At 41.6% G+C, this 16,145-nt stretch carries 14 protein-coding genes; 4 read left to right on the top strand and 10 right to left on the bottom strand.

Annotated features, from left to right (window positions below; translation table 11 throughout):
• The first annotated feature begins 23 nt into the window (after positions 1-23).
• From leuS to holA, 3 genes are read left to right on the top strand one after another with little or no spacing between them, the layout of a single operon-like run.
• On the top strand, positions 24-2,597 hold the full coding sequence (gene leuS / locus ACOQOA_RS09890; protein WP_420548476.1) for a leucine--tRNA ligase: 2,574 nt from the start codon (positions 24-26) through the stop codon (positions 2,595-2,597).
• Positions 2,590-3,087, top strand: a complete 498-nt coding sequence (gene lptE / locus ACOQOA_RS09885) for an LPS assembly lipoprotein LptE (protein WP_420548475.1) — start codon at positions 2,590-2,592, stop codon at positions 3,085-3,087. Before leuS ends, lptE begins: the two co-directional genes overlap by 8 nt.
• Positions 3,088-3,101: 14 nt before the next feature.
• The gene (gene holA / locus ACOQOA_RS09880) at positions 3,102-4,136 is read left to right on the top strand and encodes a DNA polymerase III subunit delta (protein WP_420548474.1); all 1,035 of its coding nucleotides are present in this window, start codon (positions 3,102-3,104) and stop codon (positions 4,134-4,136) included.
• Between the two features lie 90 nt (positions 4,137-4,226).
• Here holA and ACOQOA_RS09875 read toward each other — a convergent pair whose 3' ends face one another.
• From ACOQOA_RS09875 to ACOQOA_RS09845, 7 genes are all read right to left on the bottom strand, one after another.
• Positions 4,227-5,225, bottom strand: a complete 999-nt coding sequence (locus ACOQOA_RS09875; protein ID WP_420548473.1) for a serine hydrolase domain-containing protein — start codon at positions 5,223-5,225, stop codon at positions 4,227-4,229.
• Between the two features lie 98 nt (positions 5,226-5,323).
• A complete protein-coding gene (locus tag ACOQOA_RS09870) occupies positions 5,324-6,250 on the bottom strand; it encodes a ParB/RepB/Spo0J family partition protein (RefSeq protein ID WP_420548472.1) in 927 nt (308 codons plus the stop codon).
• Positions 6,247-7,071, bottom strand: a complete 825-nt coding sequence (locus ACOQOA_RS09865) for a ParA family protein (protein WP_420548471.1) — start codon at positions 7,069-7,071, stop codon at positions 6,247-6,249. Before ACOQOA_RS09865 ends, ACOQOA_RS09870 begins: the two co-directional genes overlap by 4 nt.
• Entirely contained in the window at positions 7,034-7,675 is a 642-nt protein-coding gene (gene rsmG, locus ACOQOA_RS09860; RefSeq protein ID WP_420548470.1) for a 16S rRNA (guanine(527)-N(7))-methyltransferase RsmG, read from the bottom strand. The genes ACOQOA_RS09865 and rsmG overlap by 38 nt, the downstream gene beginning before the upstream one ends.
• 102 nt (positions 7,676-7,777) lie before the next feature.
• Positions 7,778-9,640, bottom strand: coding sequence for a tRNA uridine-5-carboxymethylaminomethyl(34) synthesis enzyme MnmG (gene mnmG / locus ACOQOA_RS09855; RefSeq protein ID WP_420548469.1), 1,863 nt, complete (start codon positions 9,638-9,640; stop codon positions 7,778-7,780).
• A gap of 225 nt (positions 9,641-9,865) precedes the next feature.
• Positions 9,866-11,203: a tRNA uridine-5-carboxymethylaminomethyl(34) synthesis GTPase MnmE gene (mnmE, locus tag ACOQOA_RS09850; RefSeq protein ID WP_420548468.1), complete on the bottom strand. Its 1,338-nt coding sequence runs from the start codon at positions 11,201-11,203 to the stop codon at positions 9,866-9,868.
• 28 nt (positions 11,204-11,231) lie between these two features.
• Complete coding sequence (locus ACOQOA_RS09845; RefSeq protein WP_155152994.1) at positions 11,232-11,495, bottom strand: DUF6489 family protein; 264 nt, start codon at positions 11,493-11,495, stop codon at positions 11,232-11,234.
• A gap of 313 nt (positions 11,496-11,808) precedes the next feature.
• On the opposite strand from ACOQOA_RS09845, the gene ACOQOA_RS09840 reads away from it, so the two are divergent.
• Complete coding sequence (locus ACOQOA_RS09840; RefSeq protein ID WP_420548467.1) at positions 11,809-12,780, top strand: quinone oxidoreductase family protein; 972 nt, start codon at positions 11,809-11,811, stop codon at positions 12,778-12,780.
• A 340-nt stretch (positions 12,781-13,120) separates the two neighbouring features.
• On the opposite strand, the gene rho is transcribed toward ACOQOA_RS09840, so the two are convergent.
• From rho to hemH, 3 genes are all read right to left on the bottom strand, one after another.
• Complete coding sequence (gene rho, locus ACOQOA_RS09835; RefSeq protein ID WP_420548466.1) at positions 13,121-14,383, bottom strand: transcription termination factor Rho; 1,263 nt, start codon at positions 14,381-14,383, stop codon at positions 13,121-13,123.
• A gap of 228 nt (positions 14,384-14,611) precedes the next feature.
• Positions 14,612-15,049: a protoporphyrinogen oxidase HemJ gene (gene hemJ / locus ACOQOA_RS09830; protein WP_420548465.1), complete on the bottom strand. Its 438-nt coding sequence runs from the start codon at positions 15,047-15,049 to the stop codon at positions 14,612-14,614.
• A 16-nt stretch (positions 15,050-15,065) separates the two neighbouring features.
• The gene (gene hemH / locus ACOQOA_RS09825; RefSeq protein WP_420548464.1) at positions 15,066-16,145 is read right to left on the bottom strand and encodes a ferrochelatase; all 1,080 of its coding nucleotides are present in this window, start codon (positions 16,143-16,145) and stop codon (positions 15,066-15,068) included.

Raw genomic sequence — 16,145 nt, 5'->3', positions numbered from 1 at the left:
CCTATCAAGAATAAAGATCAAAAATGTCTGTAGAAGCCACTTTGTATAATTTCCGTGATATTGAAGCTAAATGGCAGGAAAATTGGGAAAAACAACAATCTTTCCAAGCCCAAGTAGATCGTAGTAAGCCTAAATATTATGTCCTGGAAATGTTTCCTTATCCATCTGGTCGTATCCATATGGGACATGTTAGAAACTATACATTAGGTGATGTTGTAGCCCGTTTTAAACGTGCAAAGGGATTTAACGTCCTTCATCCAATGGGTTGGGATGCTTTTGGTTTGCCTGCTGAAAATGCAGCGATTGAAAATAATGTACACCCTGCCAAATGGACGCGCAGTAATGTTGCATCCATGCGCGAACAGCTGGGTAAACTGGGGTTATCTTTAGATTGGGACCGTGAAGTTACCACATGTGAGCCTGATTACTTTAAACATGAACAAAAGATGTTTTTGGACTTTGTGGAAGCAGGTTTAGCTTATCGTAAAGAAAGCTGGGTAAACTGGGATCCTGTCGAAAACACCGTTCTTGCGAACGAACAAGTCGTAGACGGCAAAGGCTGGCGTTCCGGTGCACCTGTAGAACGTCGTCGTCTGAATCAATGGTTCTTAAAAATTACCGAATTTGCCGATGAATTATTAGAAGGCATCGAAGGACTTGAACGCTGGCCAGATAAAGTACGCCTGATGCAGAATAACTGGATTGGTAAGTCATCAGGCGCCCGTGTTCATTTTGATATTATCGGACGCGAAGAAAAGCTTGAAGTCTATACAACCCGGCCGGATACATTATATGGTGCTTCTTTCTGTGCAATTGCCGCAAATCATCCTATCTCAGAGGAATTAGCGAAAGATAATCCAGACCTACAGGCTTTTGTTGCAGAATGTTCTCGAATGGGTACTTCTGAAGAAGAGATCGAAAAGGCTGAGAAGCTTGGCTTTGATACAGGCCTAGAAGTAAAACATCCTTTTATTGAAGGTAAGACACTTAAAATCTTCGTCGCGAATTTTGTTTTGATGGAGTATGGCACAGGTGCAATTTTTGCCTGTCCCGCACATGATCAACGAGATCTGGATTTCGCACGCAAATATAATTTGGATGTAATTCCTGTTGTCCTTCCGGAAGGCGCTGATCCAACAGAGTTTTCTGTTGGAAACGAAGCTTATACTGACTCAGGTACTATATATAACTCCGACTTTTTGAATGGTATGGACGTTGATGCAGCTAAAGAAGCGGCAATCAGTAAACTTGAATCCATCAAAGCCGGTGAGGGGACAATAAACTATCGTTTACGCGACTGGGGCGTTTCTCGCCAGCGCTATTGGGGTTGCCCTGTTCCAATGATTCATTGTGAAGATTGCGGTATTGTACCTGTTCCTGCAGTAGATCTACCTGTCACATTGCCAGAAGATGTTTCTTTTGACCAACCGGGAAATCCACTGGATCATCATCCCACATGGAAAGATTGTTCATGTCCTAAATGTGGTAAAGATGCCCAACGTGAAACGGATACATTTGATACTTTCTTTGAAAGTAGCTGGTATTTTGCACGTTATTGTGATGCACATAATGAAGAAAAAGCATTTGATAAAGATTTAGCAAACTATTGGTTACCTGTTGATCAATATGTAGGTGGCGTGGAACATGCCGTATTACACTTGCTTTATTCACGTTTCTTTACACGGGCTTTGCAGAAATGTGGCTATCTTGATGTGTCAGAACCTTTTGAGGGCTTGTTTACACAAGGCATGATCTGTCATGAAACCTATCAGGATGCAGATGGAAAATGGCTTTTCCCAGCTGATATTGAAAAAGATGGTGGATCTGCAACTCATGTAAAGACAGGTGCACCTGTAACTGTCGGCCGTTCTATCAAGATGTCCAAATCTAAAAAGAATGTGGTTGATCCTGAAGATATCGTTGAAACATATGGTGCCGATACCGCACGCTTGTTTATGTTATCTGATAGTCCACCTGATCGTGATCTGGAATGGACAGAAAGTGGCGTTGAAGGCGCCTGGAAATACATTAACCGTGTTTGGCGTATGATTACCTCACCTAAAGGTCCTATTGCGTCTGTGGGTACTTCTCAGCCTGATATGGAAGGCAAAAACCTTGATTTATTACGCATGATCCACAAGACCGTGGATGCCTTGGGCCTCGATCTTGAGCGTCTTCACTTCAACAAAGCAGTTGCGCGTATTCGGGAACTTTCAAATGCTCTTGAAAGTATCAAAGGGGATGACGAAGCAGCACAATATTTGCGACGCTTTGGTTTTGAGACTTTAGTAAAGATGCTAAGTCCCATGACACCGCATTTAACAGCTGAGTTATGGCATGCACTGGGTCATTCCGATGATTTGACAGATGTTGCTTGGCCGCAAGCGGAAAAATCTATGTTGGTAGATGAATCAGTTACTATTGCTATTCAAGTGAATGGTAAAATGCGTGCAAAAATTGATGTGGCAAAAGATGCTGCTAATTCTCTTGTTGAGGAAGCGGCACTTGCTCAGGATAATGTTCAACGCGCCTTAGATGGTAAAACACCTAAAAAAGTGATTGTTGTTCCAAATAGGATTGTGAATATCGTTGCCTAGATTAAGTAAATTAATTGCCTTATATATGGTGCTTTTGCTTGCTGCATGTGGTTTTCAGCCACTTTATGCAAGTAAGCAATCCGCCGATAGCAGTATCATTCAGAAGGTTCGAATTTATCCTGTTGAGGAACGTACAGGGCAGATTCTTTATAATCGCCTTAATGATATTTTGAACCCTTATGGTAATCCGTCACAAGCTGATTATAAGTTGAAATCGTCTATTAGTATTTCTTCTAGTTCTCTTGGCGTACAAAGTGATGACACAACAACTCGTAAAAACTCAAGAGTACAAGTAAAATTCACATTGGTTCATAAAGGTAGTACTGCTAAATTTACGATTATCCGTAACACTGGATATAATGAATCTGACAATGCGTATTCCACAGAGGTTGCTGAAAACGATGCAATCCGACGTAATTTGGAAGAAATCGCAGAGGATGCTAAGATTCGTATTGCCGCCCTTATAGAACGTAAAGAAAATCTGGATTAATAAAGGCAAATTCATTGCTTATTGCAACAGGAAAAACAGCAGCTTTTTTAAAATCTCCTGATCCAAAGGTGCGTTGTATTCTTGTATTTGGGCCCGATGAAGGACTTGTTAAAGAACGCTTTGACATACTTACAAAAACAGTTGTTGAAGATGTATCAGACCCTTTCTTAATTGCGGATTTGGATGGAGATATCTTAAAGTCCGACCCAGCTCGCTTAAGTGATGAAGCAGCGGCTATCTCTATGATGGGCGGCCGTCGTGTTGTCCGCATAAGGGATGTAGCAGATAGCCATGCTAAAACCTTTGTAGAGTTCCTTGAAAACCCACCTGGGGACGCGTTAATCGTGATTGCGGGCGGTGATCTAGCTAAATCATCCAAACTACGTCAAGCGTTTGAGAAATCGAAAGATTTTGGTGCTGCAATTGCCTGTTATGCAGATGATAATCGCTCTTTAGACGCGGTTATACGAGATCATATGAAAGACAATCAGGTTAATATCACAGCAGATGCTGTGGCTTATCTTACCGAAAATATGGGCAGTAGCCGTGGGATGACCAGATCTGAGCTTGAAAAACTGGTTTTATATGCTGGTGAGGAAAAACGCCTTGATCTTGATGATGTGACAGAAGCCATTGGGGATACATCTGCTTTTTCTCTCGATATGGCCGTTCAAGCCGCGGCAGAAGGGGATGCCAAGCAATTGGATTTGGTCCTTAATAAACTATGGGATGATGGCTTAAGCCCGGTGGCTCTTATCCGCTCGATGACAGGCCATATGCTCAAAATTCAGCAAGTTCAGGCCAAGATGGAAACTGGATCAAGAGTTGATGAAGCTGTGGGTTCTTTACGTCCACCAATTTTCTGGAAGATTAAAGATAAATTTACAGCCCAATGTCGATTCTGGGGTAAAACTCCAACCGCCCAAGTGTTAACTATTCTTTTAAATGCGGAAAAGGATTGTAAAAGAACGGGATTACCTCCGGAAATAATCACAGGCAGAGCCTTACAACAAATCGCCGCTTTAGCTAGGCGCCAGAGAAGACGTTAATCTTCTCTAATAGCAAGCCAAAACGGCGATCTATCTTGGAGATATCTTTTATTTAGCGTCTATTTATTTCAATAGATCAAATATTATGAATTAATCCTTATTTTTAAGATATTTGGTTGCCTCTGGAATAGCGAACTCCAATAAGACTTTCAATGAAACCTGCCAAGCATCTGGTTGATTGTAATTTCCAGCAAATGTAGATACGACAAAATCTCTCTCTGGCTGAACTGTCAAACGTTGTCCGCCATTTCCAAGCGCAATCATAATTGTATCTCCACTTGGACCTTTTATCAGATACCAAAGATATCCATATTCAAATCCTTCTTGAATAAGGGAGGCAGGTTGAGAAGATGCTTTAAGCCATTCAAAAGGAACAATTTTTTGACCTTCATAAACCCCATCTTGCGCCACCATCATGCCAATTTTGGCTAAATCGCGTGCAGTAAGCCTTAATCCGGACGCTGCTGAAGAAACACCATCATATCCTTTAACCCATTCATATGTTTCTATATCAAGTGGTTTGAACAAACGTGAATTCGCATATTCTTCAAGTGGCATACCTGTGCCGTCAGTAATTAATTTGCCAAGTAATGCAACTGCACCGCCATTATAGCTCCAGGTCGTTCCTGGTTTATCTGTCATTGGCCGATCAAGAATGAAACGATATCGGTCTTTTGCGAGCTCCATCGCATGTTCGCTGTTTCTTGGGTCCGTATAGGGTAAACTCTCGTCCCATTCGGTTCCCATTTGCATTGTTAGTGCATCGCGAATGGTGATCTTTTCACGATCAGACCCATCACGTAAATCAGGATATTCAGGAAAAAGATTGAGTAGGGGGGTATTAAGTTCAGGTACTGCTTTCTCAGCTAATGCAATACCATATAATAGACCTACGATCGATTTGGTAACAGACCGCGTATCATGCAAACTATCTGGTCCATGTTGAACAAGACCTAAATCCAAACCCCAATTCTCATCTTTCCCAGGAAAATAAGCCTCTGCTCTTCGTTCGCCATTAAGCATCATGACAACAGAATGGAGACCTTTAAGGTCTCCATCTTCAATTGCTTCAGATAGTCTTTCTTGCATCGTTCCCCCAAAGGCATAGGAAGCAGAAAATGATAGAAAAAGAAGGGGTAGTAATAATATACGCATCTCTTATCCTTCTCCATTTATAGCGTCGGAAGCTACATCTCCACCACATTTCCTTCGGTTGGAAGATCCAATTCTGCGGAAGAAAGACGAGAAATTACTTCATCCAACTGATCCAGGTTATCATATTCAATAGTAAGTTTACCTGTTTCTTCGGATTTGGTCGCGATCTTAACTTTCATACCAAGATTATTAGTCAAACTGTCTTCTAATGCTGATACATTTGGGTCACGTGTTAACTGCTTCTTGATTTTTTTCATTGGATCAGCGGATGTTTTCTTACCTTGCTTTACCAATTGTTCGGTTTGACGGACATTCAAACCTTTTTCAATCACGATATGTGCAATTTCCTCTGCATTTGCCACACCAACGAGACAACGACCATGACCGGCAGATAATAATCCATCGTCAATCATACTCTTAATTTCATCAGATAGATTTAACAGGCGCAATGTATTGGCAATATGACTACGGCTTTTACTTACTGTTTTGGATAAAGCTTCCTGCGTATGACCAAATTCATCCATAAGACGTTGATAGCCTTCTGCTTCTTCAAGCGGGGTAAGGTCTTCACGATGAATATTCTCAATCAATGCAAATTCAAGTGTATCTGCATCACTTAAATCTTTAATAATTACAGGTACTTCATGTAATTTTGCCCGCTGTGCAGCACGCCAACGACGTTCACCAGCAACGATCTCATAGGAATTCGTTTCCTGTGGATGACGACGCACTAAAATTGGCTGAAGAATACCTTTTTCTTCAATAGATTTTACTAAAGAGTCAATGGCACCATCTTCAAAACGCTTACGTGGTTGATCTGGATTTGGTTTTAGAAACTCAACTGGTACTGGCTTGGACGCACGCTCTACTTCCGCCGGTAAAGTTTCTTCAAATGCAGTTTCGTCGCCCAATAACGCGGAGAGGCCGCGTCCTAAATTTGATTTTTTTGCAGCCATCATTGAACAGCCCTTCCTTCACGTTTTAAGACTTCACCGGCCAAATGGATATAGGCCTGGGACCCGCGGCAATTGACATCATAAAGAATGACGGGCTTACCATGAGATGGTGCTTCTGAAACGCGAACATTTCTAGGAATTACAGTATTATATACTTTCTCACCAAAGTGATCTCTTACGTCAGCTTCTACCATTTCTGACAGATTGTTACGTTGATCATGCATGGTAAGGATAACACCTTCTATATCCAGACCCGGATTAAAGGCACGTTTTACACGTTCAATTGTCTTGATCAGATGACTTAGACCTTCAAGCGCATAAAACTCACATTGTAATGGCACTAAAACCGCATTGGCGGCACATAATGCATTTAAGGTCAAAAGACCTAGGGCAGGGGGACAATCAACTAGGATATAGTCATATTCCGTTGCCACATTGCGCAAACCATCTCTGAGACGGAATTCACGGCGGTCTTCTTCGATCAATTCAATTTCCGCCCCTGATAAATCCACAGTACTTGGGATCACATGTAAGTTTGGAATTTCGGTTTCATGGATCGCAGATTGAACATCTGCCTGACCCATTAAAATATCATAGGAAGTTACATGGCGCTCTTCTGGCAAAATACCAAGACCTGTACTGGCATTTCCCTGCGCATCAATATCAATAATAAGAACTTTATTTCCAACCGCAGCCATCGCAGTCGCTAAGTTAATAGCGGTCGTTGTTTTGCCTACCCCACCTTTTTGGTTGGCAATGGCGAGGATACGTGCAGTTCCATCCCCGTTAGGCTGAGTCACTTGTTCTGGCAGTTTCGCGAACATCTTCAATACCCCTTATCACCAGGACGACACCCTCATCGTCTGTTACGCTGGTTACTCGATGTTCTTTTATATACCATACATATTTTAGTTCGGTCAATTCTTCTTCAAACCGTTTTCCTTTAGGGAAGATACATAATGTATCTTTTTTAAGAAAAGAATTTGCGTAATCTAAGAGTTTTGAAAGACTTGCAAGCGCACGCGCAGAAATCACATCTGCTTTAATATCTGTAATTTTTTCTATTCTTTTATTATGTACCGTGACATTTGCCCCGGTCACACGGATAACTTCGCGCATAAAAAGGCATTTCCGAAGATCAGATTCAATTAGATGGACTTCCATCCCTGTCATAATCGCAAGAACCAGACCCGGAAATCCTGCCCCACTTCCCATATCCACATGAATTTTCGCATCTTCCGGAATAAGTGGAAGGAGCTGTGCTGAATCTAAAAAGTGACGACGCCACCGATCCGGCATCGTGGCTGGGCCAACCAGATTGATTTTCTTCTGCCATTTTTGAAGCAGCTCATCATACTGTTTCAATTTTTCCATTGTTTCACGTGAAACATTAAGTTCCTTCTGGAAGTCTTCTGCGGTGAATGACATTTGAAAATCCTGTTATTTTTTTAGAGGAGGTATCTCAAAGAAGAGGGGCAAGACTATCAGTTTAGTCCTGCCCCTTCAAAAGAAATATCAGAGTAGAATATATTAAGCTGCTTCAGCCTTTTGACGTTTTACATAACGAAGCAGGGCGACCAAAGCCGCAGGTGTCACACCCGGGATACGCGCAGCTGCACCCAAAGTTTGTGGACGATGTTCTGTCAACTTTTGTTGCATCTCATTTGATAGGCTACCCACTTTGGCATAATCGAGATCCGTTGGTAGATGTAATCCTTCATCCTTACGGAAGGCTTTAATATCTGCATCCTGTCTTTCAAGATATCCAGAATAACGACCATCGATTTCCAATTGCTCTACAATATCTGCTTCGATATTTTCAAGCTCTGGCCACATAACTGTAAGTCGTTCTATGGTCATATCCGGTAATGAAAGAAGATCATGAACAGATCGCATTACGCCATCTTCATTCACCTTAAAGCCCTTTTTCTTTAACGCATTTGGGCTGGCTTTCAGATCACGTGCCATTTCACGTGCAGAGGCGAGAGCCTCTTTTTTCTTAAGCCATTTTTCTTTACGAAGATCATCCACACAACCCGCATCGATGGCAATATCTGATAAGCGTTGATCGGCATTATCTGCGCGAAGACGTAAACGATATTCCGCACGGGAGGTGAACATACGATAAGGCTCATTAGTCCCACGAGTGATCAGATCATCGATCATCACACCTATATATGCATCCGCACGATCCAGAATCAAAGCTTCCTTATCTTGCGCGATGAGGGCAGCATTTAAGCCAGCCATTAAACCTTGCGCTGCTGCTTCTTCATATCCAGTGGTGCCATTGATTTGACCTGCCAAGTAGAGACCGGAAATTTTTTGTGTTTCCAACGTCGCTTTCAATTCACGCGGGTCCACATAATCATATTCAATGGCGTAACCATATTGAAGAATTTCTACATTTTCCAATCCGGGAATAGAGCGTAGGAATGCCTTTTGTACATCTTCAGGCATGGAAGTAGAAATCCCATTTGGATAAACTGTATGATCATCCAACCCTTCTGGTTCCAAGAAAATCTGATGACGATCTTTATCAGCAAAACGTACAATCTTATCTTCGATCGATGGACAATAACGTGGACCCACACCTTCAATCTGTCCTGAATACATCGCCGATTGATCCAGATTATCACGGATAATTTTATGGCTCTCCGGCGTTGTATAAGTGATATGACAGGAAATTTGTGGAACTTCTACTTTCTCTGTTAAGTCAGAAAATGGTCTTAAATCTTCGTCACCCGGTTGTTCTTGTAAATCACTATAATCAATTGTACGTGCATCCAGACGGGCAGGGGTACCTGTTTTCAATCGACCAAGATTAAACCCAAAACGATCAAGCGTTTTTGAAAGACCATAAGAAGGGTCATCCCCAACACGACCAGCCGGGATCTTTTTATTTCCAAGATGAATCAAGCCAGACAAGAATGTGCCTGTGGTTAGGACCACTTGACCGCCTAGATATGTTTCACCATCTTCAGTTAAGACACCTGAAACGACACCATCATCATTCAGTTTGATATCATCAACAGCCGCCGCAATAATATCCAGATTTTCTTGGTTTGATAAAATGGCCTGCATTGCTTTTTTATAAAGCTTGCGATCTGCTTGGGCACGGGGACCACGCACTGCAGGTCCTTTACTTTGATTCAACATGCGATATTGAATACCCGCCTGATCAATGCACCGACCCATGATACCATCCATGGCATCAATTTCACGCACCAGATGACCTTTACCCAAACCACCAATGGCCGGGTTACAAGACATCTCACCAAGCTTTTCAATTTTGTGGGTCAACAGAAGAGTCTTTGCACCTGCTCTTGCAGATGCGGCAGCGGCTTCACAACCGGCATGACCTCCGCCCACAACAATCACATCCCACTGTTTCATAAACTGGGCTCACTTCATTGATTGAGGGGTAATAATCTCTAACTTAAAGGGGCGATACAATAATGGATTAAGCCCGCTTCGCGCCTATCATATACGTGAATTAGAGGCGAATTTCAAGTGTTTCTAAAGAACAGGTTATATCCTATTGAACTGAATAGAAATGTTTCACGTGAAACATCTATATATTGTTATACTAATTTACCAATATACAACATATATTAAATATTACTTCCCGATACAGAAATCACGGAAGATCACATCCAATAATTCCTCAACACCGACGGTGCCCGTTATACGTCCCAAAGCACGCATGGCGATGCGGATATCTTCGGCCGCCAATACCATCTCTGGTGCATAAGGTACTTTACCCAAAGCTTCCTTTGCTTCTATCACAGCTTGGCGATGACGTTCACGTGTTAGATAAGGCATATCGGAGGCACCAAATAAACTTGCGACTTGTCCCGATAATACCTTCAATAATTCATCTAATCCATTCCCGGTTTTAACAGAAATACCATAGACAGATTGATCACTATCGGCAATTTGGTCACCAGATATCTTATCGGATTTATTTAAGATAATCAGCCCGTGACGATCACCTAATAATTCTTGTGCTGTTGAGAGGGCAGATATCTCACTGCCATCTACAACACATAAAGTTAGGTCCGCATCCGATGCCGCTTGATGGGCCCGACGGATACCTTCCAGTTCAATCACATCATCCGTCTGTTCACGAATACCTGCAGTATCTGATATGATAACAGGATATCCGCCCAGATCTAAATGGACCTCTACAATATCACGGGTCGTCCCAGCGATATCGGAAACGATCGCAGCTTCACGTTGGGCGAGGGTATTTAAAAGGCTACTTTTACCCGCATTTGGGGGGCCAATAATAGCAACTTGTACACCATCACGAAGGCGTTCCCCACGGCGATTATCATTTAGATGTTGATCCATTTCATTCAACAAAGCTTGAATATTGGGTCCCAATCTTTGCCCGACATCTTCCGGTAAATCTTCGTCAGCAAAATCAATTTCAGCTTCATAATAGGCTAGTATACGTTTCAAACGTTCAGACCATCCTTCATAAAGAGCACCCAAAGCGCCCTTGGATTGCGCGAGAGCCTGTTTACGTTGAGCCTCTGTTTCTGCATCGATAAGATCGATAAGGCCTTCAGCTTCAGTCAAATCCATCTTTCCGTTTTGAAAGGCGCGACGGGTAAATTCACCCGGTTCTGCCAACCGTAATCCAGATTGTTCACCTAATATGCGCAACATTGCAGAAATAACAGCTAAGCCGCCATGTCCCTGAATTTCAGCGCAATCTTCGCCCGTAAAACTATTTGGGCCCGGGAACCAGATCAATAAACCATCATCGATTTGACTGTTATTATCAGATGGATCTAAAAACCAACGACGCGCGGCCTGACGGGGAAGGGGAAGATCCTTACCCGTAATTGCTTTCACTGCGTCACCAGCTTTCTCACCAGAAATGCGAATGACTGAAACACCAGCTCGACCTTTACCGCTGGCTAAGGCAAAAATTGTATCGCCGCTCATCTTCTTCTAAATCCAAGTTGAATATTTATTATTTATCGTCTTTATGAGTTGAAGACATCCCAACAGAATTCCAAAACGCTTTTTGAATTCCATCTAATGTATCCGCACCAAATGGATTCCATAACTTCATCAAAGCGGCGGGATCTTCACCAGAGACTGCCTTATCCATTGCTTCACGCATCTTGTCTTCCCATTCTTTCATCAAGCGATCTTGCGCTGCAGAGACATCAGGTAATCCAAGAAATCGTCTTGCTTCTTCTGGTGTACAATCAATATCAAAAGTGATCTTCATATTATCCTCCCACCAATCCGTTCGGGTAAGACTGCTAGTATCACATTATTCGCTTATCAGACAAACAACTTTGTCCAGATATGTATATCAACATTTCTTTTTGCCATAATGGAAAGAAACTATATCCGAAAAAAGTAAGGAATATCGCAGTGAATTTTCATTATACCGGATTAAATCAAGCGATTTATACATATTTGAAACATGAATGATATTTACCAATTTTCACAAGTGAAACGCTCATGAAATAGCTATGAGAAATGATGTGATATCTATAACATAGCCTCAAAAGATAAACCTGTTTAGGAGAGTAATAATGGTCAAAGCAGTTCGTATACACGAAGCAGGCGGTCCCGAGGTTATGAAATATGAAGATGTGGATATTGGTGATCCAGCTGCTGGTGAAATCAAAATCAAGAACAGCTTTATTGGTTTAAATTATATCGATACTTATCATCGTTCTGGTCTCTATCCAGTTCCACTTCCGGCAACATTAGGTCTAGAAGGTGCCGGCGTCGTCACCGCCGTAGGTGATGGTGTCACAGAATTCAAAGTTGGCGATCGTGTTTGTTATGGGGCAGGACCCTTGGGTGCATATGCGGAAGAGCGACTTATTCCCTGGGATCGTGTGGTGAAATTGCCGGATAGTATTTCCGAAGAAACAGCCGCAGCTATGATGTTACAAGGCATGACCGTTGAATATCTCATTCGCCGAACTTATCAGGTGCAAGAAGGAGATACTGTTTTATTTCATGCAGCAGCTGGTGGTGTAGGCCTTCTTGCTTGTCAGTGGTTAAAACAATTAGGGGCAACGGTTATTGGAACTGTAGGTAGTGAAGCAAAAGCAGAATTAGCCAAAGCCCATGGTGCGGATCATATCATTTACTATAATGAAGAAGATGTAGCCACCAAAGTGAAAGACATTACCGATGGAAAAGGTGTGCCTGTTGTTTATGACGGTGTTGGTGCTTCGACCTTTGACGGCTCATTAGATAGTTTGGCGCCACGTGGCATGATGGTTTCTTACGGAAATGCATCTGGTCCAGTACCACCATTTGATGCAGGAATTTTAGCGGCTAAAGGATCACTATTCTTTACCAGACCTACTTTAATGACATATGTAGCTTCCAGAGCTGATTTAGTAACTTCAACAAACTCTCTTTTTGAGGCAATTGAGAAGGGCTTAGAGGTGAATGTCATGCAGAATTATGCGCTCAGCGATATTCAGCAAGCTCATATTGATTTAGAGTCCCGTAAAACCACAGGATCTACAGTAATTATTCCTTAAAAATCAATATCCTACATAAAAATAGAAATTTTCGAATTTTCCCTGAAATTTAACTATTTCAGGGATTTTTTGTGACTTAAGAGAAGACCACCATTTATGACTCACAAAAAATGTTTCACGTGAAACATTGAATTAATACATATATTTACTGTATATATAAAACTACATTTGAAGTTTATAATTCGTAATCTAATTAAAAACAGCTACCTTTTATAACTCCATCGAAACAAGATCATCTATTTTGATAACGATGACGAAAAATCCACAGAAACTGAGACAAAAAAATAGCCTCACAAATAAATTTGTAAGACTATTTTAATAAATTAAATCAATAACTTGGTTATTGGTTCATACTATCGAAGAAATCATCGTTATTTTTGGTATCTTTCAATTTACCAAGCAAGAATTCCATCGCATCAGTAACGCCCATTGGGTTGAGAATACGACGAAGTACCCACATTTTGGACAATGTGTCCTTGCCCATGAGTAATTCTTCCTTACGCGTACCGGATTTTGTAATATCAATCGCTGGGAAGACACGTTTGTCAGAAAGCTTACGATCCAGAATAACTTCAGAGTTACCAGTCCCTTTGAATTCCTCAAAGATAACCTCATCCATACGGCTACCTGTATCAATCAAGGCTGTTGAGATGATGGTTAATGACCCACCTTCTTCAATATTACGAGCGGCACCAAAGAAACGTTTTGGACGTTGAAGTGCGTTTGCATCCACACCACCGGTTAATACTTTACCAGAAGATGGGACAACAGTGTTATAGGCACGTGCCAAACGGGTAATACTATCAAGCAGGATCACAACATCACGTTTATGTTCAACAAGACGTTTTGCTTTTTCTATAACCATTTCAGCAACTTGTACGTGACGTTGTGCAGGTTCATCAAAAGTAGATGACACAACTTCACCTTTCACACTACGTTGCATGTCGGTTACTTCTTCCGGGCGCTCATCGATCAATAATACGATCAAATATACTTCCGGGTTATTTTGTGCAATGGCATGTGCCACATTCTGCATCAAAACAGTTTTACCCGTACGAGGTGGCGCAACGATCAAGGCACGTTGACCTTTACCGATCGGCGCAATCAAATCAATCACACGGGTGGATAAATCCGGTTTTTTCTTATCACCGAACTCAATTTCCATTCCCAACTTTTCATCAGGATATAACGGGGTCAGGTTATCAAAGTTAATACGATGACGTACTTTTTCAGGCTCATCAAAGTTAACACTATTTACTTTCAATAGGGCAAAGTAACGTTCGCCGTCTTTCGGGGAACGAATTTGGCCTTCAACCGTATCACCTGTACGCAAACCGAAGCGACGAATTTGACTAGGGGAGATATAAATATCATCAGGGCCCGCCAAATAGTTGGATTCTGGGGATCGTAAGAAGCCAAAGCCGTCAGGTAATACTTCCAACACACCTTCGCCGAAAATCGCCACATCATTGGTGGCCAATTGTTTCAAACATGCAAACATCAATTCCTGTTTGCGCATGGTGCTGGCATTTTCAATTTCCAATTCCTCAGCAAAGGCGAGTAATTCCGAAGGTTTCTTTTGTTTAAGTTCTTTTAGATGCATGAGATTTCAATCGCTTATGATGTGTAGATATCGATTGTTAAGGTAGGTATGTAAGATGAGAGATTTTGATATCTCTCGACTAGAAAAATAAATTACTAATCTTTTGATTATGTCTTGATCGAGTTTGATAATCCGATCGAATTTTTCCGACTTCGTAGTTAAATTTTGTGTCTACGCTTTTTCTTTTACCAAGAGATAAATTTCTGCGCAAGGGGTCTTTTATAATTTCTAGAAAGGTTTAACGATCACCATAATCACAACAATGATCATCAAAACAGTTGGCACTTCATTGGCAATGCGGAAGAATTTCTGACTTTTTGTATTTTTGTCATTGGCAAAATCCTTCATCCATTTTTTCATCATCTCATGAGCAATCGACATTAAAACAACACATGTCAACTTTGCATGCATCCATCCATCACTCATCCAGCCACCATCCCAAAGAAGATAAAGACCTGCCAACCATGTCACCCCCATTGCCGGGGTCATAATCGCCTTCATTAAACGGCGTTCCATGATTTTCAGGGTTTCAGAATGTTCTGATCCGGGTGTTGCCTCAACATGATAGACAAAAAGACGTGGTAAATAGAGTAATCCAGCCATCCAGCTAATCACCGCAATCACATGGAGAGCTTTTACCCAATTATAATCGATCCAATCAAACATTTTATAATTATTCCAATTAGTTACAAATACATCTATCGAATTTTTTCGGACAGATTTTTGTCTTCTCTTGAGAATGAATTTTACCTGAAATTCCCATATTTACTTGTTCTGTGACAAGTTCTCCTAGGGATTTAATAAATTCCGGATGACAATCAACTGTGGCCACACGGGAATAATGTTTAATTCCATTTTCTTCGGCCAATTCTTTATATTCGATATCAAGTTCAACCAATGTTTCTGAATGCTCAGATATAAAGGCAATCGGCACAACCACAAGGGCTTTTCCATCTTGTCCGGCCTGAATAATTTCATCTTCTGTATAAGGTTTAATCCATTCAAGCGGACCAACGCGACTTTGATAGCAACAACGCCAATCACTATCCTTAAAATCAGCAAAAGTATCAGAAACCCGTTCTGCAATTGCTTTTGCTGTTTGCTCTACCTGCCACTGATAAGGATCGCCGCCATCAACAACCTTTTGCGGCAAACCATGTGCTGTATAGAGAATACGGATATCACTTTTAATGTCTTTAGCTGCTAATTCCGTCAGAGAAGCCTCCACAAGCGCACTGACCGCATTTATGAAGCCATCATGGGTTGGATAACAACAGATGCTCTGTGTGGGCTTTTTAAGGCCCAATTTTGCCGCCCATTTTTTCCAATCATGGATAGAGCTTTCTGAAGTCGTTGTCGAAAATTGGGGATAGAGAGGCAAAAGAACAATTTCATCAGCGCCCCAATCCTTAACTTTTTGTACCGTTTCTGCGGCAAAAGGATGCCAATAACGCATGGCAATAAAGGTTTTAGCTTCTATATCTTCCGCCAAGTTTTCTGATAAATAACTATCCAATGCAGCTGCTTGCGCTTCTGTATTCGGAAGGAGAGGGGATGATCCACCCAATTCCTTGTAAATTTCCTGCGCAATCGGTGCCCGTCTTGTGGAAATCAGTTTTGCGATCAACCAACGAATAGGTTGTGGTGCACCGATAATTGCCTTGTCATTAAACAGATTAAACAAAAATGGTTGGACAGCTTCAGGAGAATTAGGTCCCCCAAGATTAAAAAAGACAACAGCAATTTTACGTTTATCGGACAT

The organism is Curvivirga sp. (assembly GCF_965219885.1).
Lineage (GTDB): Bacteria > Pseudomonadota > Alphaproteobacteria > UBA8366 > Aestuariispiraceae > Curvivirga.
The sequence above is the reverse complement of the archived record's forward strand: the minus strand, read 5'-3'. Positions and strand labels throughout refer to the sequence as shown.